This is a genomic window from Paenibacillus sp. GQ49 (genome assembly GCF_059759055.1).
The window spans coordinates 895,699-915,500 of the sequence record NZ_JCAXEL010000001.1; the positions used below are offsets into that span (position 1 = coordinate 895,699).

Sequence of the window (19,802 nt, forward strand, 5' to 3'; positions counted from 1 at the left end):
ACTGTTTTGTCCGTCTCGGAGTGATATTTGTGGCACGATTAACCCTCCCTCTGCTTACGGAAGACCAAATTCATTACGTTTGACTCGAATCTCGTCCTGAATATATTGGGTATAATCCATGATGGATTCCCTGGCTTCCACTTGGCCAACAACGGTTTTGTAAAATGCATTGAACAGATGGCGGCCTGTAAAATAACCACCGGGTACTTCAGGAATGCCCTTCACCGTTTCGAATTGTGCCTTGAGATTGGCGTAATCCTCCGCAGGCCACGGCAGGGAATCCAGTGCCTTGATGTTGGCCGTTGGATAACGGGCAGCTGCACCCATCAGTCCTTCCATCTCCCGTCCGAATTCAGCCTGAATCGGTGTACTGGTCCACCACTTCATGAACTCCCACGCCGCGTCCTGATCCTTGGCACCCTCCAGCATCATGACTGCGCTGCCTCCACCCGGTACGTCCCGATTCAAGGTTCCATCCGCCTGAACGGTTCCCGGGACAGGAACGAATCCCCACAGTCCCCGAATCTCCGGTGCAAATACGGACAACTGGTTGTACATCGTGTAATCCGTTAGTCCAATAGGCATCTGTCCTGTCCGGAAACGGTTGGCAAAATCATATTCCCGCTCCAGCTTGTAATCGGTATAGAACTCCGTCCACTGCTTGAACGTCTCAATCCCGATCCTTGAATCCAAATCCGACTCCTTGTCATCGTTACGATAGAAGGCGCCGCCGTTCTGGAGCAGCATCGTGGCATACTGCGAGTTCGGCGGAATATTGACACCCTGCATATTCGCCTGGGTCACAATCGGCATACCAAATTCCATATGATTCTTGCTCAGAATCGCGAGCAGAGCTTCGACATCCTCCCAGTTCTGAGGCACTTCAAGTCCGAGTTCTTCGAGCACGTCTTTACGATAAAACAGCATGTTAAAAGTTTGCGTTTCCGGCAGGGCATATACGCCTGAATCATAGGCATACGGCACGATTGCACTTTCCCTGAACTCCTGTTCCACGGTGCTATAATCACTGAATTGCGTCAGATCTACAGCCGAGTTCCGCATCGCAAAGTTCACCGGCAGATCATTGCCGATCTGCATCGCTACATCCGGACCTTCACCGGACAACGTCGCTGGCAGCAAGGTTCCCATATTCACCAGCTTCAGATTGACATGGATACCACTGTCTGGTGTGAAGGTTTTGTCAATCATCGCTTTCATCGTATTCGCCTGATCACGTCCGCTACCAATCCAGACCGTTACCGTGCGCTGATCTTCAGATGTAGCTACATTACCAATCTGGTTATAATCAATGAAGAACGAATGATAGAATATCTTGGCTTCATGACCGAGCTTCGCGAGTGGTCCCATGCCTGTTACGGGAATATCACGGTCAATCGAAGTGACGTACAGTGCGTCAATCTCAAGAGGTTGCTCTCGTGCCTGCTGCACCCATGTGCCGAGACCGCCCGTGTTGGTTTTGTAAGCCGCAAGCCGTCTTGGAATGGTATCCGGCTTGTCAATCATCTCGTCCAGTTGCAGAGCCATCGTCTTGATCAGCGCTTCCTGATCGCTGGACTGTCCTGACAGGAGACGAAGCTGTGCAGCCACGTCCTTGAGACGTTTACTTTCTCCGCTGAATACTTCGAGCAGGTTCGGAATCTGTTTCTCCACCCGGTAATCACGGAATTCATCAGGCTTGGTACCTGTAATCATCAGAATGCGTCGGTACATGGAGTTCAAGTTGTACAGACTGTCCTCCACATTGCGGATAAGCGGTGCAAAGTCACCGAGGCTGTTCTCCAGCCGTAGCACATGTTTTCCTTTGTCCAATTGAAACTTGTATGCTTCCTTGCCGCCCATCACGTCAATACGATAGTCACTTTGATAACGGAAAGGTGCTTTCGCCATCTCTGCAAACGGAACTTCACCGTCAATGGTCAGTTTGCGTGTGGAATAGATGCCTTTGACAAAATTCTGCTGTGCGGTAAAACCGATATGATAAAGTCCACTCTCAGGCACATCCACTTCCCATTCAATCCATTGTCCTGGCAGACGCCAGTTAAAGCCGCCAATCGTATTGATACGTACCTGGGAAGCGCTATAGGGAGATACAGCAGAACTTGACCTTTCGCTTGTCGGGTATAACGTAGGTGAAGATTTGGCAATTGCGGCTTCTCCTTCAACCCGAATAAGTACATCCTTTGGTTGCCCGGAGGAATCCGATTGTTGTGCCCCCGCAGTCTCTACGTAAGGAACGGCTGTCTTCTCATTGAAAAGACGAATGGACCGGATCACCATGGGTTCACGCGATGATTTTAGCGTTAGCGTGTGTTCCCCTTTTTCCAAATAAAACTTGAATGGAGCCTGTTCGTACCCGTCGGAGTCCTGAAACGTTTCTTCCATCCAGCGTGGTTGCTCCACTTGTCTCGGGCGTAGGTCATTACCTTGATTGTCCTGCTCCACGACATCTTTCTCATTCGCCCACACCCGGTCAAACTGCAAATAGGCGGCTTCCGCAAAAGGAAGTTCACCATCAATGTACAACGCACGCTCAATGGCCGAACTCTTGCCTTCAACGGGATAATAGATGGCGGACAGGTTATACAGCCCGGTCTCCGGCACATTAATCGTCCAATCGACTTGTCCGGTCTCTCCGGTATGGAGAGATACACCATCCATTCCCTCATAATTAGTCAGTTTGCGGACGTCTTCACCTTCGGCTTTTATGTAATCTCCTGCTTCAATGGTGATGTCCACATTCGGCTGTGTAGCCTGATCCGTTCCGGATCGATACTGTTCGTATCCCTTTTTCTGCCGGGTCTGCTGCAAGACTGCATCCACTTCAATGGCAGGCAGACTGCCAGGTGGAATGTTTGCACTCTTTCCATCAGCGCCGGAAGTTACATATAGAATGATACAGGCTGCCGCCACGATGATTACTGTGGACAATATCCATGTCTTACGTTGTAGAATTCCAGCCATCCTACGAGTCCTCCTCATCAAGGCTGATGCCAGCAATGCCGATTTGGTGGTTCAGGAAAAGGGGCTCCGTGCAACATTGCCGACACGAGCCCCCTGCCTGAATCGTTTGCTGGTGATAAGTGTTGTTATTGTTTGCCGAGTTTATCAATTGCAGCTTGTGCCTGTGCTTTGTATTTCTCGGCTGTTGCTGTCACGGAAGCATTGTTTTTGATGATATCGTTCACATAATCCCCGAAAGGGTATCCTGTGTAGGCATCATCCAGCAAGATGCGGCCGGTTCCAGCGATGTGCTCGCGAATGATCGCAATATCCTTCTCGTCGGTATAACGACTCTCCAGATAATCTTGACCTGGATACTCTTCAATCTGTGGGATGTCGAAGGTCTCTTCATAGATTTGGTAGACGATCTTTGGATCTTCCACACCTTTCGGAATGAATTTTGCCGATGCCGCGTTGTTTGCATACGTTACCTCTTCGCTACCCTGAGGCCCGTTCGGAATCGGCACAACACCAACAGCAAAGGTGAGATCGCCCAGCTGCCATTCAGCAGCGGTGAACAGAGCTACATCTCCATCTTTGAACGTATTGCTTTCCTCCCAATTGGTTTTGTCGCCGGTTTTGACCTTCACGACATTTTCCACGTTATACAGGCGTTTGACGAATTCAGCAGCTTCAATCGTTTTCGGATCGGATAATCCTTCTTTGCTATTGGTATCATCCACGATGGTTCCACCGTTGGCTGCAGTAAAATGACGAACGACATCAAGGGCCCAGCCAGAAAATCCGTATACATCTGTTTTGCCGTCATTATCCGTATCTTTGGTTGCCTGTTTGGCAAGCTCCAAGAATTTATCCCAATCCCATTTGCCTTGGTTATACAATTCTTGAGGATCAGGCAAAGATAATTTTTTGAACAAGTCACGGTTATAGTGAAGTCCCAGACCAATGCTGGTTGGAGATTCGAAGGCATATTCGTTGCCTGCAATGGCAGGAAATTTTGCAATCAGGTTAGCCTCTTGGTTGATGTTATTCTCAGGTGTAGTGAATTCGGAGATGGGCAATAGTTGCCCTTTGAGGATGGCGGGTAATGCGGATTTGTACTCCATCTGAACGATGTCGGCGAACGGTTCGCCAGCCAGTGCAGACGTTGTGAATTTGTTCATGTATTCTTCAAAAGGTACGTTAACAAACTCCAGTTTTACGTTGTATTTCTTCTCGACCTCTGCAATTTTATCAAGTCTGGCCTTATCGGAGGCCGTCTCTCCCGCCGGTTTCAAGTCCCACCAGGCCGCGACCTTGATGACACGCCCACCCAGATCAGGCACATTAACCACAGCTTCTTCCGCTTCGCCCTCTTTCTCTGTCTCAGCGACCTCGGTGCTGTTACCTGAGTTCGTTGTTCCCTCTGCTTCGGTCCCCGTCTGCGCTGTCCCCCCACCACTGCAAGCGGATACAAAAAGCATCACAGCCAATAACATCAGAGGTAGAACATTCCATCTTCTCATCATGATTTTAACAACCTCCCCGAATGTGTATACCAATCATGGTTCACCCCAAATCGTTAACCCCATTCATCAACCAATCGAAAATAAAGAACCACCACCATTTGTTATTTTCTTGTTTGTTTTTGACAAACAAAATTTAACACAGCAAAATGTAAGCGTCAACATTTTTGTTGTTAACATTTTCTAATTATTCTGATAAAATGCTGAATAAGCTGTAATATTCCTGTGTTACAGCTTATTCAGCACCCTGGACTCTAAGTACAAACATATTAAACCATGATTATAACTTTGTTTATTTTGTTATTTTTATAAAATAACAAAATAATAATTAAGCAGACAAAATTCGTCATTCTATCTGAAAATTTGCTTACCGTCACGTTGAACGTTCATCCTAAAATACTGTGCATTACTAACATTTTGAATTCTCTGTCCGTTATTAGATTAAGAGAAATACATCATGTTATACTAGGATCAGTTGGATATCGCTCCAAATAAGGAATACGGCAGAACTACGAGTGTAAGGATGGTATGATGAAGACAAAGGTAACAATTCAGGAGATTGCACATTTTACGGGTTTGTCGAAATTCGCGGTGTCACGAGCTTTGTCTGGAAAATCGGGAGTTAGCGATCAAACGAGGGATGTCATTCTCAAGGCCGCTGGCAAACTTGGATATTTCAAAGATAACAGCATGTTGTCTGGTGAACTGTATAACAGCCATGAACTTCAGGAACCGAAGAACACACGTTCAAGCGGAACGATCTTGATTTTGTTCCCCAATGTTCGGTACCAAAATCAAGACTCCGTATACTGGGGACCCGTCTTTAACGGGATTTCTTCCAAGCTGAACCAAAAAGGGATTAATATTCTGACCTTAACGGAACCCTCAGCAGACCAGCTATTTACCCTGCTCAACCCGGATGCCATTCGAGGGATCATTACCGTTGGCTCTATCTCGACCCCGATTCTGCTTGAAATCAAACGGCTCAGTATTCCGGTTGTGATGGTCGATCATCTGGACCCTGTTTTTCACAGTGACAGCATATTCACCGATAACTTTGCATCCATGCGTGAGATCATGCTCTATTTGCTCCGCAAGGGCTTCAAAACATTCCAGTTCGTTGGCAATATCGGGGATGCTCATAGCTTCTATGAACGCTGGATTGCTTATACTTCTGTGCTTATGGGTCATGGGATGGAAATACATCAGATTCCCGAGCTGAGTAATCAGGCATTGGATGAGTTCCGCCAGACGTTCACTTCGGTGATCAGTGAGGATAACCTGCCTGAAGTGTTTGTATGTGCGAATGATTTCTATGGGCTATACACCATAGAAGCCCTTGAGAGTATGGGTATTCGTGTACCCGATCAGTGTGTTGTCACGGGATTTGATAATCTATACGACAATATCCCATTACTGGCTACAGTTAATGTGAACAAGGAATTGCTCGGTGCACGTGCAGTGGATCAGATGTTATGGCGCATTGCGAATCCAGAGAGTAACGTCGAGAAAAAGTTAATTCTTGCTGACGTCGTTATTCGTGAACAGTTCGGCAGGCATAGTGGATAAAAGCATATATGGATAAAGCTTATGTCCACACAGAACAGCACGCCAAACACCCCTTTAACCGTATTCGTGCGGCTATAGGGGTATTTGCATTGTTGTATGTTGTGTAATGTTTATTGTTTATTACATTAGGCCGTAACATCATCCCGTTCTACGTGTCTGTACGCACATCATCCCACGCCTGATCCAAATAACAGATCAGCCAGTTCAATGCACGGTGACGTTCATAAGCCACTCCGCCATTCAGGCCAGCTGGAGGTGTTCTGTCATTCACCCGACTATCCACGCACACCCAGTTATAACGGTAGATCAGATCTGCTTCATCCAGAATCTCGCTCTTGTTACGCAGAGATGCATCGGAGAGAAAGTCGGTAAAGCTATCCTTCTGTTGCAAATAACCGACATCCTTCCCTACGTTACACAACTCTGTTGGTGCACCCAGTTCCTTCACATAACCAAGCGCCCACAACATCACGTGGTAAGCTTCATATCCCCAGGAAAAGGAGATGATCTCCTGCTGCTCTGCTCCGTGCTGGTCGATAAACCTCTTCTCTACGGGTGAGAAAAAGGATTCAGCATCATACTTGTCGATCACTTCCTGAACCAGAGCTGCGGTATCGTCCGCACTTTCGCCTGCTCCCAGACACTCTCCCTTAAGCGCGGCAAGACACAAGGAAACCGCACGGCGCGCAACTTCCTCTTTACTCCGAATCGTGGTGTGCTCGTCTCCGGCCCTTACGGGCAAGTTCGCATTATACGGAATGCCTTGTTCAGTCAACAATTGCTCTGACCGCGCTTTACGTTGAATGCCCGACTCCGACTGCGGTCTGTTACCATCAAGGAAACTGGTGTGCGCTGTCACCGTGTAATCCTCCACCTCGGATTCTCCATTCACATCCAGCAATAGCTGACCTTGTGCATTCAGCAGAGATCCACCTCCCCAGAAGATAACAGCATCCAGCGCATCAGCCAACCGTAATAACTCGCCGAAGAATTCTTCCGAGATATCCTCTTCCGTCTCAATACCAACCACCATGTTCAATGTGGAACATTTGATCAGTACCTTTTCCTGTAGCGAAGCATTGCGCCCTTTAATCTGACCCAAAAATCCAAGCATCCCCTGAATCATTGTCGTAAATTCCTCAGGATGTGTCTGGCTGGTCATGATATTAAAGCCTTTGGTTTTCTTACTGAGCCATTTTTTCTGAATCACTTGAATATGGGTCTTGTCTTCCCGGCGTTCAATCGTACCCTCAGGATAAATGGATTGAATCCATTCAAACAGCTGATCCAGGTCAAACTGAGAGCTATATATCGCACAATTTCTCATGAAGTTCACCCTCTCTCTATATATAGTTCAACTAATGAATATTTACACCGGCACTCCGATGGCAGAATAACTTTCCGATCGCTGTTATCCCCAGATTTTTTTATTCCTTTTTTTGAAAGGGGAAATCCGGTGATAAAGGCGAACGCTTCGCTTCTTCAAGTCATTTCTGCCCTCTCCGTTATCGTGTAAATGTTCAGTTGAACATATATGACTAATCCTTATACGGATCGAATTCATTACCTCCGGCCATGGCGACACCAACGGGACGCAGCACATGGTTGATTTTCAGCGTATTCGCATGTGCGTTCAGCACGTCTTGCAGTTTCTTGTACACAAACGGACTTTCGTCTGTGCCCGCTCCCCGCAGCTCAACACCATAGGCACGAATCGCCTCATGCATCTGTGCTTCGCTAATCTCGCCGCCCATGCGTGTGCGCAGCTTGTAATTCATTTTGCCAGCCGCCTGGGTTCGACTCATTGTGCGCCCTGCCCCATGTACAGTGCTGCGGAATGACTCGGTATTCTCCTCGCTGTGGATCCCCTCCACAATTACCGAGATATCACCCATACTGCCTCCAACAAAACCGAGTTGCCCGGGTGCCAGTGGCGTTGCACCTTTGCGGACCACAACTACCTCTTCACCCATGTGTTGTTCCTTCCAGGCAAAGTTGTGATGGTTATGTACGGCGTATTCAGCACTTGCCCCCAGAATTCCGAGCACCTGTTTAATAACATAGTCGCGTCCTGCATAGGCGTATCGGCCCGCCAAAGTCATTCCATCCCAATACATATCACCCATTTCGCTGTTCAGGTCAAACAACGTAGGCGGTTGATCCATCGATTCGCCAGGAGCTTTGCCACTGAACTGACGTCCTGCCGCAAGGTTAAGGAACCCACTCGCCACTTTGTGACCGAATCCACGGCTGCCAAAATGATTCGCGATCCACACCTTTCCCGTTGCCTCTTCTACAAAAATATCCACGAAATGATTGCCACTGCCTACGGTTCCAAGTTGGTTGCGTGCAAGTGTCTTCAGCTTATGTTGTAATCCCGGTTCAATGGTATCAAACAGCTTCCAGCTTGCATCGTCGAACAGCTCATGATCCACGGGTGTTGGATTGTTGCGGCCCACGCCGAAAGATATAGTCGAATTGATGTCATCCATAATCGTTACAATCTGATCCCGAATATCATCCCACATCAGATTGGTGCGCACAGCCTTGTTGCCACAAGCAATATCATATCCGACCCCTGACGGACTGATCATATTCCGATAAGCGACAACACCACCGATGGGTTGCGAGTAACCTTTGTGATGGTCGGCCATCAGAGCCACACCCAATACATCTCCATATTGCGAACAAGTCACCGCCTGACTTACGGCGTTCTCCAGCGGCTCCCCCCAGACTTTAATGTTATCTACGATCCGCATGATTGTGTTAACCTCCTATGTACTTTTTTGAAAATACATCTTTTATTTCTATACTGTTGTTCTCATTAGTTTAACAAAGATCAGCGTTGCTCGAAACGTCGTCTTCCTTCAGTTCACCATTATCTGCGCATAAAAAAAGAGAGCTCGGCTCCCTTTTCTCACGGTTGGTTCCTATTCACTTCTTGCTAATCTTAAACTTGAACGCCCAAGTCGCTGTGTTACCAGAATATCGACCTCTGTTCTCCGTCACCACCACGGAAAGTGTCTTGTTGGTTGATTTGGAGAACGAAGATAGTTTGACGTTGGTGCTTTTATCCCCGTAATCGGGAATTTTGTCCTGTTCTTCGGCGATGGCCTCCAGTTTCAACGTACCCGTGGATTTCAGGTTTAAGGTGACTGACGAACCCTCTTCCAGATCTTTGCCGTTCACACTTGCTCCGATGGCCCACTCATTACCGACAGAGTTATTCTCGACAAGTTCTGCGCTCACCAGCGTAACGGTTACCTTGACCGTTTTGGCGGCAGCATAGGAGGTTGGGGAACATACGGCGAATACCAGGCTCAGAACCATGAAAACATTAGCCCATTTTTTGAACACGAGAGTGCCTCCCTCTTATTCAATTCTTTTGTTAAGACTATGCCTTATTCGCCATGTTCCTTAAGTAATCCTTCCACTTGTGTAAGAACTTTTCTCATGAAGTGCGTGTTAAAGATGCTTCCGGTAACCCTGAACTTTCTCATCCTTGAAACCTAACTTCTCATAAAATATATGTGCTTCCTTACGCTGATCGCCAGACACCAGAATCATGTAACCACAACCCATATCTTTTGCAATCCGCTCAATCTGGAGCATTAACCTCTGCCCAATGCCCTGCCTGCGTACCTGATCCGATACAATCACATTCTCCACAACCATGAACGGTTTGCATGGCCCCACCAGATCCATACACTCAACCCCCATAACGGACCCAACCAGTTTGCCATTGTAAAATGCCCCAAGCACATGATAATGACCATTCTGCTGTATGTAATGAAACATCTTTTTCATCTGCTGTTCATTGGTAGGCATTCCCATCAACTCATTGTATAGCTGGCTTAGTGCCGGTAAATCTTCAAGTTCGATTCCTTTAATGGTAACCATCATAACCCTCCTGATTTTGTCCTATTTCGCACGCTTTGTCTTACATGAGGTCCTTTTTAAAATAATAATGACTGTGTCCGGTCGGTGCATTCTCGATCGTTGTGATTAATTTGTAGCCATGTTTCTTGTAAAATTCCGGTGCTTGATAGGAGAAGGTGTTCAACATGACAAAATCACAAGATTTCTCGCGCGCAATTCGCTCAACCTCAAGCAACAACCGGGAGCCATATCCCCGATGCCGTTGTTCAGAATCCACCCAAAGAATATCAACCTCCAGCCAGTTCCAGCAAAGTGTACTAAGCACACCTGCAACAATCTCGCCAGTCTCACTTTTGATATTTAAATTCAGTTCTTCGTTCCGATGCCTTAATTCCTCGCTCACATGGGTCGCATTATATGCGATAAGTTGCTCGCGAACATACTCTGAATCCTCTGAAGTACTTGGATTAATATTTATTTGGGACATCTCCTAAACACTCCTTTTATCTCAACAGTTTATAATTTACGATAATGTAATTCATTCCGGATAAGAGAGTAACGCCTGTTGCAACCCATAGCAATGCCACATCCACTCTGATATCAGTCAGCAAACTAAACGGAACATTATTCAACAAAATGGCAATGATGGCTGCCACCTGAAGCACCATTTTGATTTTTCCATAACGATCAGCTGCAAGAGCAATACCCTGTTCTGTGGCTACCATTCGCAATGCAGTAATGACAATTTCACGTCCTATAATGATTACAGCAATCCATGAACTGATCATATTCTCCTGAACCATCATGACCAGCGCTACCGCAATCAACAGTTTATCCGCCAGCGGATCAAGCAACTTTCCCAGATTCGTGATCTGATTATATTTCCTCGCCACATATCCATCCAATTTATCCGTACCTGCTGCTACTGCAAATATAATTAGTGCAATCATCACGCTTTGCTGATTGAGAAAACAGATCATAAACAATGGAATCAACGCGATTCTAGCCAACGTGATTTTATTTGCCAGATTCATTAGACATCTATTCTCCTCTCATCCATGTTGGCTAAGTGACCTCTTTTCCATTTACGTAATCGGGTCCGAAAGGATTTAAAAGGAGCTACCGAATTAATCTGGATCCACTTCACCATGGCCCATCCAGGCTTGGTACCCGTCCACTGTCTCATCCCTTGTACAAATAACTCTTCTTCACTCAGTGAGTCAATCCAGTTCTGCCACTTTTGTTCTGTCTCCCGAAACAAAGAGCGCAGCTCCTCCAGCGTATAACCTGAATACTTTTCGTAAAATGATTCATTTAATTGCCCCAATTGGTTCCATTTATACCCTGGTGCAGGCATATGACATTCATGTCCCAACTGTTCATCTCGCTCCCAATCCATCACCAGGTTCATCCATCCTAACTGGTAGGCAATCATCTGGGCAGGAGTTTTGTCCACACCTTCGACCCACTTATCTTTGTCACTGTTATGGATGTCATTGAATTCACCCTCAAACAATACATAGGTGCGTCGAATCGTCTCACTTAATTCTTTCTTCGAGGCATATAGAATTCATTGCACGCTACTCCACTCCTCTCGTTTCACCGTTATACATGAATCAGAAGCATGGACTCTATCATCATTTCGACTCAATTCCATAATCATCCTTTTTTATGAGGCATTATACTTAGAAAAAGAAAAAAGAGCAGTCTGTAAACAATACAGTTGCCCTTTACTCAATCTATTTTGCTATATCAGCATACTCCTAATCCCAATTCTACAAAGCTTCCTTAATCACCCGTTTATAGTACCACACTGACAACAGACCAAAAATCGAATATAACAATGTATAGACTATCATGACAATGACCGTTGGTGTCGCCAGCTCCGTACCAAAGAAAAACCAACCTGATTTCACGGCAAAGTAACTATGACTCAACCCCACCACAAGCGGAATACCAAAGTTAAACAACTGCTTGATCTGAATTCCACGCAACAGATTGCCTTGTGTAAATCCGAGTTTTCGCAGAATGGTATAATTGTCCTTCTCCTCTTCACTCTCGTTCATTTGTTTAAAGTACAGGATACATCCCGATGTGATCAAGAATGTCAAACCAAGGAAACCAACAATGAACATAATTAAGCCCATATTATTACGTTGGTTATTTCTGAACTCAATCTGGGAGAAGCTCGGTGCTTCCAACTGTAGCTCCTTATATACGGCATATGCCTCTTCAGCCTGCCCCTCGTTTAGAATACGCACACCATAGTAGTCAATCCGCTCGGGTTTCTGCAGCTCGGGATCGATATCCTGTCGCAGCTGCTGATATACCCTTTCATCCACTACCGCAACTGGCGTCCCCCCAGTGTAGTACGAAGGAAGCACTCCCTGTTTGGTGGTTCCGATCAGTTGTTGCTCTAGCGTTCGCTTCAACCCATGCAAGACGATTGGACCTGTCTCCTGAATGGAAATCAACTGCTGAATGGCATTTCCATATCCCATGAAGACCACTTCACCTGGTTGCAGATCGATGTTATCTACCATTTTGTCACTGACTACACTACTGAACAGGTATTGTTCCGTCATGGACTCATCCATCACTGCTTGTGCATCAATTTCAATGTAAATGGGCTGTCTATGCTTCTCTTCATATGGAATCTGTTTGTGTTCCAACTCCGCTACAAAATGGTTTTTCACCTCCGCCTGAGCAAAAGAGAAATCCTCCGGCAAGCTTTCCTTCGCCTGAGCCTCTGCCGAATAATACGAAATGTAACTGAGTGACAGCATGCCAATAGCAAGCGCCGATACGGTTGTAATAATCGTGAGCAGCAATGCATTAGATTTCATGCGGAACATGATTGAAGATAAAGACAACACCTCATGAATGGTAAGGTATCCGTTTTTACTTTTGCGAATCAGATTAAAAATAAAACTTACCGAACCCTTATAGAACAGGTATGTCCCCAGTATGACCGAGAAGAGAATCAGGATCATCGTATACATCAACTGCTGCATATCCATTGCCTCACCGCTGAACAGCCGTGCAGACATGATGTATCCATACACAATCAGAGCAATACCCAAGACGCCAACAATCATCTGTCCGACAGACATCTTCTGCACCTGCTGCTCCGAAGTCGCCGACACCCGAAAGAGCGAGAGAATGCTCTGTCTCTTGATAAAAGTGTAGTTCATCAGCATGATGAGCAAATACATTATCGTAAAGACAATCACCGTTTGCATCAGTGCCATCGGAGAGAAGTACAATTTCGTAATCGTATCCACACCGAGAATTTTGAACAATATCATCAATACCAGCTTGGACGCAAGATACCCAACTAACACACCAATGGCCATGGAGCCAAAATAAAGAATACTGTTCTCCGCACTCAAAATACCAAAAATTCTGCCTTTCGTCAGTCCGATCAATTGAAATAATCCAATTTCTTTGCTACGCCGCTTGATAAAGATCGTATTGGCAAAGAGCAAAAAGATGCCGACAATGACGATTAACAGTACCGAAGATGCGCCTATAGCCGCCGCACCTTTTGTTGAAGCAGCCACCTCATCCATGGAAGGATCATACTGTAACGTCACAAAGGAAAAATACAAGGCCACACTGAACACAAGCGCAAATACATAGAGATAATAATTCTTCAGATTTTTTCTGAGATTGCGGAAGATAATATAATTCAAGCTCATTGCTGTACACCACCCAATACTCCCTGGGTTTTGATAATATCGTTGAAGAACGATTGCCGTGACTCGTCTCCTTTATTCAACTGGGTGTAGATCTGACCGTCTCGAATAAAGATCACTCTGCTGCAATAACTTGCGGCAACCGGATCATGGGTAACCATAATAATAGTCGCTTTTCGTGCGCTGTTCATCTCACTTAACTTGCCGAGCAGATCCGAAGCGGACTTGGAATCCAGCGCTCCTGTCGGCTCATCCGCAAAAATGATACTCGGCTTACTCCAAGATCAATCCCCTTCAGCACTTCCTGTTTATTCAGTTTATTACCATAGACTTTATGAATTTTTTTGGCTTCCAGTATCCACATATCCCACTCACTCCTCTTAAATCTTCTGCAAAATGCTCATGTCTATATCATAATCGGGATGTGCAGTGTTATCGTGTGATTCACCGAACAAAACCAAAAAGCATGTGACATTGTTGTCACACGCCTGCAAGATGCACCATGTCGTTTTTTCGCGGAAAAGTAAGTGTGACGGTTGTGCCCTCGCCAAGAGAAGATTCTACATGAATGTTCATATGAAGCGTCTGGACCACCTGACGAACCAAATATAGCCCCATCCCGGTAGCTGCCCCATCCATTCTGCCTCGGGTGGACGTAAATCCTTTATCAAATATACGTGGCAGATCTTGCGTCTCAATCCCTCGCCCGTGATCTTGAATCATGAGTATGATGTGTCCATCCTGTTCCCGACTGTCAATGAGGATGTCCGATGAATCACTATACTTCACCGCATTGCTCAGCAACTGCCGGAGGATGAAGCCTAACCATTTGCTGTCTGTGAGCACGCGCGATACCATTAAAGACACATCAAAGCCAATACCCTTGGAAATGCACCACGATTTCAACGCTCGTATCTCGCTATTCAATATCGGTTCAAGTTCCGTCTCTTCGATGAACAGATCATTATGCATGAATGGAATACGCTTCTGATGAAGCTGCTGATCCAGCAACTGATGGATTCGTAACCATTCATATGTCATTTGGCTCTGTAACTTGTCATGTGGCAAGCGCTCGATCATCAGTTGCAACGCTGTCAGTGGGGTCTTCACCTCATGAATCCAGGATAACATCTCGTCCTTCTCCTGTTCCAGAGCGATAAAATGATGTGACGACTCCTTACGATACCGCTGTGTCTGGGAACTGACGGCCTCATGTACAATCTGCTCATATGGACTTTCGGCGATCTCGAGTTCTCTCAGATCATAGGTATGATCCCAGGTGCTCAATTTTTTATAGAAACGAGTCTCTTTCAGGAATCTGGCCCAGATAAAAACAAGGCATACCACCACATTCAGTCCTACGATATACACCACAGATTGGAATGGAATGGACGAGTCCAGGTAGGCCACCAGTAAAATAATAAGTTGCATGCTTACCAGTATCCATAACCAACTAGCCCTTTCTCGTATGTACTTTCCGATCATGCTTCTGCCTCTTCCGTTGCCATGTATCCCTGCCCTACTTTGGTTTCAATGTACCGCTCCAAGCCTATGGGTTCAAGTTTCTTCCGTAACCGGTTAACGTTAACCGTCAGCGTATTGTCACTCACAAAATGCTCATGATCCCACAAGCTACGGATGAGATCCTCACGGGTAACAATCTGATTTTTGTGCTCGACCAGCACTTTAAGGATGAACATCTCATTTTTGGTTAACAGAACAGATTCATCCCCGCAGGTCAGTGTATTTTTCACATATTCAATAGCCGCACCGCGCCAGGTTCGGAGTTCAGTATGCTCAGTGTTATAGTTATACACCCTCCGCAAAGTCGCTTGGATCTTGGCAATCAATACATCGAAGTGGAAAGGCTTCTGGATAAAATCGTCTGCACCCAAATGCATGGACATGACCATATCCGCAGGATGATCCCGTGAGGACAAAAAGATAATCGGCACATTAGAGTGCGAACGAATGATCCGGCACCAATGAAACCCGTCATATTGGGGTAACTGAATATCAATAATGACCAGTTGCGGCTGAATTACGCTGTACTCCTGCAATACCTTTCCAAAATCCTGCACACCATACACGTCATACGACCATTGGGACAAACGTTCCTTGATTTCACTGAATAACGACTCGTCGTCTTCAATGAGCATAATTTTAAACAAGAGATTCACCACGTTTCTGATCTTCTAAGGTTGAATAAGGTAATCAGACTCCATTGTTGCAGGATCACCTTTACCGTTACGAATCGTTCTTCCGATCGCTGATTCCAGTGTACAGGGAAGTTGGACTTATTTCAAAAGGTATCCATACTTATTACTTCACAAGAAAACAGGCAAAACGAAGTATACGATATTAACTCTCGGTGGATTGTATAACATGGCTTGCATCACTGTGTTCATCGATCCGCTCGATCAACTGCTTCGCTACATCTTGTGGCGATCTTAATTGTCCTGCTTCATATACTTGATTGAACATACCCGCAAGGGCGAACTCCTCTGCACTTTTGCCTCGTGCAACAGCCTGCAATTCCGTATCAACCATCCCCGGATCAAAAGCAATAATCTCAACAGGGTTCTGTTGGCCCGTTTGCTCCAAAGATACGCATTGGGTGAACATGTTCATACCTGCCTTGGATGTACAGTACACTGCCATTGAAGGCGCGGGATAACTTCCCGAACCCGATGAAAGATTAACAATTTTACGTCTGGCGGACAGGTGATTTGTTTGTTGAATAAAAGATGAACTCAATATCATTGGCGCTGCAAGACTGATGTTAAGACTCTGACTTATCTCTGCCGCACTGCACTGATCGATAGGTCTTAGTGGCTCCAGCATCGCTGCATTATTAATGAGTCCAATGAATTCAGCTTCCTGAGAAGGTATTTGGTCCAATATGCGTGTAATCAAATCATCGATCCCATTCAGGTCGGCAAGATCGTACTGAACATGGCGGTAACGCCCGCTCCATTCCTCGCCTGATTCCAACAGATGCGAACCCCCGCGTGAAATACCGTAAACGTGATCCCCCTTAGCCAATAATAACTCTGCAAGTTGTAAACCGATCCCTTTGGATGTGCCTGTAATGATAAAGCGTCTTCTTCCTGTTCCTGTTTTTGTTCCCATTCCGATACCACTCCTCTTCTATTTTCAATGGATATAATTCCCCTACTCTTACGAGTTTTTCTTTCTCCACAACGTGGCCCAGAGAAAAGGTACACCAAAACATGGTTCATGCTGCTCCATCGTCTTCATTGCACGGAACTCCACACATTCAAAGCCATCTTCCAGCATGTAGCGAAGCTTTTCCTCCGTGAATGCAAGACCACCTCGCATCGACTTCTCTTGATACACCTGCCAATCATTCATAACGATCTCAGGCCCACCAATATCGCCATAACCAGGAGCAAAACAAGTCATTCCAAAGTGTCCTCCAGGCCGGAGTGCATTGTGAATCATCTCTATGTAGGGAATACGCTGATGTGGCAACAGATGATGCAGACAACCCGAGTCGTAGACAAGATCATATTCTTGCTCTGGGGACAATTCGAACACAGATCGACATTCAAAATGCACGTCCAGTTGCTCCTCTGCCGCCCTCTCTTTAGCCCAAGCAATAGCTGTCTCCGAAAGATCATAAGCATCTACCTGATATCCTTGGCGGGTTAAATACAACGCATTTCTGCCGGGGCCACACCCCAGTTCCAGTGCCTTGCCGCCGCTCAGCACACCTTCGTTCACATGCGCTACCAGATTCTCATCCGGTTTGTTTGGGAAAAAGGGGATGGGTCTGTTCCGATCCTCATAGAAAGGCTCCCAAAACTGCTTGGCAGATCTGAAGTCCGCATCGAGCATATCATATAGATCCTGTACACTTTTAATCGTCTTTTCCACAACCACATTCCTCCTTAAATTCTCCATCCAAACCTTCATTTTCGACTATTCATTCCTCGTCATTTTCATTAAATCAGCCACACTCTATTATAACATTTTTACCCAGTAGTTCTCTATTTTTCTTGTGCTTTTCTACTTAAAAAACAGAAGCTTTTTCCCAACAAAAAAACGACCGACATGAATGTCGACCGCTTGCAATGGTGCTGTTTTAAGTTGTAACTTACTTCGCCCGTTCCAAAACTGCAAAGTAATTTCCTTCATTATCAGCAAAGTTGAAAACACGCCCCGTTGGCATCTCGACAATCTCTCCGACCGTTACATGTTTACCAGCCAAGTCGGCATATAATTGATCCAGATTATCGGTGAAGAACATTAACGAAGGTGTGCCCAGATTTACACCCGCCGACATCCGTTCGACGAACTCTTTGTCATGGAGAATAATACTCGTCTGCGAGTCTGGGGTAGGCGCAATCTCAATCCATCTCATGCCCTCGTCAAGGTTTACTTCATCCACAATGTGGAATCCTGCAACTTCCGTCCAAAATGCCAGTGATTCATCTTGATTATTGACATACAACATAATCTGGCCGACTTTGCTAAACATGGATCAATCACTCCTCTGATCATCTAATCTCTCAACATCCTGCTTATCATTCTTCAAATTCCAATAGAGTATAACATGCAGAAAAGCTTTTTGATCATCTTTCTTTGCAAGTACATGCAACTTAAACTAAAGTACACTTTTATGCTTCCACTACAATTAGTTTTTTGAAGTTCCCTTATAATGTTTTAACAAGTGAAAGTCTATGAAACCCCGAGGCATAATAATTCATATCAACACCTTCTTTTTGAAAATTCATTCGTTCATAAAATACGAGCGCTGCTTCATTTTCTTCATGATCAAGTGTGTAAAGCATGACATCACCACTGCCGAATTCAGCTATTTTTATACATATTTTTGTAATTAGTCCACGTGCTACTCCCTGTCGAAGGTGTGATTTGCATGTAACAACGCCAACGATTTCATATCGGTTAACAGTAGGCTGAAAGATATAACCAGCATGACCTATGACAACATCTGCTTCGTCAACCATGACATAATAAGCACTGATACGTTCATCCGTCATTTTTAAAAATGAATCCCAGCGCGCAGGATACTGATCGCGTATAAACGAAGGAAATTGAAAATGATGATCCGTCATCATTTTCAGCACTGCTGGCTGATCAATCGCTTGAAAAAGGCGAATAGTCATCTTTTTATCCCCTACCCTTTAGTGTGCATGTAGACATCTTTTAAATTACCAGCTTCATAATATGGATACTCTAGTTTTTGTTGAACTTGAAGGACGATCTCCGTAGACGTTAACATTTCGACCAAATATAGTCCCAGGTCAATGGAAGCCGTAACCCCCGCACCAGTTACCGTATTACCATCACGCACTACACGCGCTGAAATTACTTCTGCACAATAAGGATTCAATAAATCATAAGCAGATGAGTTGGTAGTATCCCTTTTTCCTTTTAGGAAACCTGCTGCCGCCACCAGTCCTTTCGTTCCCTGAATAATAAATAAAGTGTTTGATCTTTTGATCAAACACTTTGCCCAGGCGTACGGCATATAATATATGTGCTTCCTCGTGGTTCACTCCACGTTTACGCCAGTCACACACAACAGATATTTAACAACTAGTATACATGACATCTTCCATCATTGTATATATTATGAAATTATTGCGTGGCTTTTAACTTCTTCGTAAGATAAAGTACAACATCGTCGTCCATAATCGTTTCTTCACCCGGCTGAATGTAATGATCATGTTTGTGTACACCGTGACCGTCTGGTATGTACCCGCGATGGGCATATAGAACTTGTGCTTTGCCATAATCGGAAAACACACCTACACCAATGCCTGCTACATCCGTTCGTTCCCGAATAACTTCCTCTGCTCGGTCCATCAACTGTGAACCAATACCTTGGCGCTGGAACTTCATCAGTACATTAAAATCGTTAATTTCGGGAATGCCTTGTTCCCTGAAAGACGGATAGCTGGAATACCACAATACATTCACGTATCCGGCAAATTCTCCATTTAACTCGGCTACCAAGGTTACGCGCTCCCCATTCTGTTGTTCAGCCAAGTAACGAAGATACTGCTCAGCGAATCTCCCCCAACCCTGCTCCTGAAACGCCTTTGATATGATTACAGGATCGCTCTCATTTAATAGTCTGATATGTACACTCAATGATGAATCCTCCTTAAAAAGATAT

At 45.4% G+C, this 19,802-nt stretch carries 20 protein-coding genes, 1 pseudogene and 1 riboswitch; of the genes and pseudogenes, 1 reads left to right on the forward strand and 20 read right to left on the reverse strand.

Annotated features, from left to right (window positions below; translation table 11 throughout):
- Window positions 1-54: 54 nt before the first annotated feature.
- Together AC6CIF_RS04115 and AC6CIF_RS04120 are read right to left on the reverse strand one after the other, a co-directional pair.
- Window positions 55-2,982 carry an extracellular solute-binding protein gene (locus AC6CIF_RS04115; protein ID WP_498198033.1) on the reverse strand — a complete coding sequence of 976 codons (2,928 nt, stop codon included), beginning with the start codon at window positions 2,980-2,982 and terminating at the stop codon, window positions 55-57.
- A gap of 125 nt (window positions 2,983-3,107) precedes the next feature.
- Complete coding sequence (locus tag AC6CIF_RS04120) at window positions 3,108-4,487, reverse strand: ABC transporter substrate-binding protein (protein WP_498198209.1); 1,380 nt, start codon at window positions 4,485-4,487, stop codon at window positions 3,108-3,110.
- A gap of 531 nt (window positions 4,488-5,018) precedes the next feature.
- Between AC6CIF_RS04120 and AC6CIF_RS04125 the strand changes: the two genes are divergently transcribed.
- On the forward strand, window positions 5,019-6,056 hold the full coding sequence (locus AC6CIF_RS04125) for a LacI family DNA-binding transcriptional regulator (protein WP_498198035.1): 1,038 nt from the start codon (window positions 5,019-5,021) through the stop codon (window positions 6,054-6,056).
- Window positions 6,057-6,204: 148 nt separating this feature from the next.
- Here the strand turns inward: AC6CIF_RS04125 and AC6CIF_RS04130 are convergent, their stop codons facing one another.
- The 18 genes and pseudogenes from AC6CIF_RS04130 to AC6CIF_RS04215 form a co-directional block, all read right to left on the reverse strand.
- Window positions 6,205-7,383: a DUF4272 domain-containing protein gene (locus AC6CIF_RS04130; protein ID WP_498198037.1), complete on the reverse strand. Its 1,179-nt coding sequence runs from the start codon at window positions 7,381-7,383 to the stop codon at window positions 6,205-6,207.
- Window positions 7,384-7,594: 211 nt separating this feature from the next.
- Window positions 7,595-8,815 (reverse strand): RtcB family protein, encoded by a 1,221-nt coding sequence (locus AC6CIF_RS04135; RefSeq protein ID WP_498198039.1) that lies wholly within the window; start codon window positions 8,813-8,815, stop codon window positions 7,595-7,597.
- 175 nt (window positions 8,816-8,990) lie between these two features.
- Window positions 8,991-9,413 (reverse strand): hypothetical protein, encoded by a 423-nt coding sequence (locus tag AC6CIF_RS04140; RefSeq protein WP_076318269.1) that lies wholly within the window; start codon window positions 9,411-9,413, stop codon window positions 8,991-8,993.
- Window positions 9,414-9,521: 108 nt separating this feature from the next.
- Complete coding sequence (locus AC6CIF_RS04145) at window positions 9,522-9,956, reverse strand: GNAT family N-acetyltransferase (RefSeq protein ID WP_076318268.1); 435 nt, start codon at window positions 9,954-9,956, stop codon at window positions 9,522-9,524.
- A 40-nt stretch (window positions 9,957-9,996) separates the two neighbouring features.
- Window positions 9,997-10,422, reverse strand: a complete 426-nt coding sequence (locus AC6CIF_RS04150; protein ID WP_498198042.1) for a GNAT family N-acetyltransferase — start codon at window positions 10,420-10,422, stop codon at window positions 9,997-9,999.
- Window positions 10,423-10,438: 16 nt separating this feature from the next.
- Window positions 10,439-10,969 carry a CDP-diacylglycerol--glycerol-3-phosphate 3-phosphatidyltransferase gene (gene pgsA / locus AC6CIF_RS04155; protein ID WP_036610288.1) on the reverse strand — a complete coding sequence of 177 codons (531 nt, stop codon included), beginning with the start codon at window positions 10,967-10,969 and terminating at the stop codon, window positions 10,439-10,441.
- Window positions 10,969-11,505 carry a ClbS/DfsB family four-helix bundle protein gene (locus AC6CIF_RS04160; protein WP_498198210.1) on the reverse strand — a complete coding sequence of 179 codons (537 nt, stop codon included), beginning with the start codon at window positions 11,503-11,505 and terminating at the stop codon, window positions 10,969-10,971. Before AC6CIF_RS04160 ends, pgsA begins: the two co-directional genes overlap by 1 nt.
- 205 nt (window positions 11,506-11,710) lie before the next feature.
- Window positions 11,711-13,636, reverse strand: coding sequence for an FtsX-like permease family protein (locus tag AC6CIF_RS04165; RefSeq protein ID WP_498198043.1), 1,926 nt, complete (start codon window positions 13,634-13,636; stop codon window positions 11,711-11,713).
- Window positions 13,633-13,908 (reverse strand): annotated as a pseudogene (locus tag AC6CIF_RS04170) (bacitracin ABC transporter ATP-binding protein); the annotation flags it as partial. The gene AC6CIF_RS04165 and the pseudogene AC6CIF_RS04170, both read right to left, overlap by 4 nt.
- Window positions 13,830-13,997 (reverse strand): hypothetical protein, encoded by a 168-nt coding sequence (locus AC6CIF_RS04175; protein ID WP_498198045.1) that lies wholly within the window; start codon window positions 13,995-13,997, stop codon window positions 13,830-13,832. The gene AC6CIF_RS04175 and the pseudogene AC6CIF_RS04170, both read right to left, overlap by 79 nt.
- Before the next feature lie 116 nt (window positions 13,998-14,113).
- A complete protein-coding gene (locus AC6CIF_RS04180; protein ID WP_498198047.1) occupies window positions 14,114-15,118 on the reverse strand; it encodes a sensor histidine kinase in 1,005 nt (334 codons plus the stop codon).
- Window positions 15,115-15,804, reverse strand: coding sequence for a response regulator transcription factor (locus AC6CIF_RS04185; protein ID WP_498198049.1), 690 nt, complete (start codon window positions 15,802-15,804; stop codon window positions 15,115-15,117). The genes AC6CIF_RS04180 and AC6CIF_RS04185 overlap by 4 nt, the downstream gene beginning before the upstream one ends.
- A gap of 190 nt (window positions 15,805-15,994) precedes the next feature.
- Window positions 15,995-16,765, reverse strand: a complete 771-nt coding sequence (locus AC6CIF_RS04190; RefSeq protein ID WP_498198050.1) for an SDR family NAD(P)-dependent oxidoreductase — start codon at window positions 16,763-16,765, stop codon at window positions 15,995-15,997.
- Window positions 16,766-16,813: 48 nt separating this feature from the next.
- The gene (locus AC6CIF_RS04195) at window positions 16,814-17,560 is read right to left on the reverse strand and encodes a class I SAM-dependent methyltransferase (protein ID WP_498198051.1); all 747 of its coding nucleotides are present in this window, start codon (window positions 17,558-17,560) and stop codon (window positions 16,814-16,816) included.
- 193 nt (window positions 17,561-17,753) lie between these two features.
- Window positions 17,754-18,137 (reverse strand): VOC family protein, encoded by a 384-nt coding sequence (locus tag AC6CIF_RS04200; protein ID WP_498198052.1) that lies wholly within the window; start codon window positions 18,135-18,137, stop codon window positions 17,754-17,756.
- A gap of 175 nt (window positions 18,138-18,312) precedes the next feature.
- Entirely contained in the window at window positions 18,313-18,786 is a 474-nt protein-coding gene (locus tag AC6CIF_RS04205; RefSeq protein ID WP_498198053.1) for a GNAT family N-acetyltransferase, read from the reverse strand.
- An 11-nt stretch (window positions 18,787-18,797) separates the two neighbouring features.
- Window positions 18,798-19,151 carry a DJ-1/PfpI family protein gene (locus AC6CIF_RS04210; RefSeq protein ID WP_498198055.1) on the reverse strand — a complete coding sequence of 118 codons (354 nt, stop codon included), beginning with the start codon at window positions 19,149-19,151 and terminating at the stop codon, window positions 18,798-18,800.
- Window positions 19,128-19,209, reverse strand: a riboswitch (ZMP/ZTP riboswitch). (Overlaps the previous gene by 24 nt.)
- A 52-nt stretch (window positions 19,210-19,261) precedes the next feature.
- Window positions 19,262-19,777 (reverse strand): GNAT family N-acetyltransferase, encoded by a 516-nt coding sequence (locus AC6CIF_RS04215; protein ID WP_498198057.1) that lies wholly within the window; start codon window positions 19,775-19,777, stop codon window positions 19,262-19,264.
- Window positions 19,778-19,802: the final 25 nt, after the last annotated feature.

Coding starts and splice junctions, on each gene's coding strand:
- AC6CIF_RS04115 (WP_498198033.1), bottom strand. CDS start 2,982: ATGGCTGGAATTCTACAACGTAAGACATGGATATTGTCCACAGTAATC.
- AC6CIF_RS04120 (WP_498198209.1), bottom strand. CDS start 4,487: ATGAGAAGATGGAATGTTCTACCTCTGATGTTATTGGCTGTGATGCTT.
- AC6CIF_RS04125 (WP_498198035.1), top strand. CDS start 5,019: ATGAAGACAAAGGTAACAATTCAGGAGATTGCACATTTTACGGGTTTG.
- AC6CIF_RS04130 (WP_498198037.1), bottom strand. CDS start 7,383: ATGAGAAATTGTGCGATATATAGCTCTCAGTTTGACCTGGATCAGCTG.
- AC6CIF_RS04135 (WP_498198039.1), bottom strand. CDS start 8,815: ATGCGGATCGTAGATAACATTAAAGTCTGGGGGGAGCCGCTGGAGAAC.
- AC6CIF_RS04145 (WP_076318268.1), bottom strand. CDS start 9,956: ATGGTTACCATTAAAGGAATCGAACTTGAAGATTTACCGGCACTAAGC.
- AC6CIF_RS04150 (WP_498198042.1), bottom strand. CDS start 10,422: ATGTCCCAAATAAATATTAATCCAAGTACTTCAGAGGATTCAGAGTAT.
- pgsA (WP_036610288.1), bottom strand. CDS start 10,969: ATGAATCTGGCAAATAAAATCACGTTGGCTAGAATCGCGTTGATTCCA.
- AC6CIF_RS04165 (WP_498198043.1), bottom strand. CDS start 13,636: ATGAGCTTGAATTATATTATCTTCCGCAATCTCAGAAAAAATCTGAAG.
- AC6CIF_RS04175 (WP_498198045.1), bottom strand. CDS start 13,997: ATGTGGATACTGGAAGCCAAAAAAATTCATAAAGTCTATGGTAATAAA.
- AC6CIF_RS04180 (WP_498198047.1), bottom strand. CDS start 15,118: ATGATCGGAAAGTACATACGAGAAAGGGCTAGTTGGTTATGGATACTG.
- AC6CIF_RS04190 (WP_498198050.1), bottom strand. CDS start 16,765: ATGGGAACAAAAACAGGAACAGGAAGAAGACGCTTTATCATTACAGGC.
- AC6CIF_RS04195 (WP_498198051.1), bottom strand. CDS start 17,560: ATGGAGAATTTAAGGAGGAATGTGGTTGTGGAAAAGACGATTAAAAGT.
- AC6CIF_RS04200 (WP_498198052.1), bottom strand. CDS start 18,137: ATGTTTAGCAAAGTCGGCCAGATTATGTTGTATGTCAATAATCAAGAT.
- AC6CIF_RS04205 (WP_498198053.1), bottom strand. CDS start 18,786: ATGACTATTCGCCTTTTTCAAGCGATTGATCAGCCAGCAGTGCTGAAA.
- AC6CIF_RS04210 (WP_498198055.1), bottom strand. CDS start 19,151: ATGCCGTACGCCTGGGCAAAGTGTTTGATCAAAAGATCAAACACTTTA.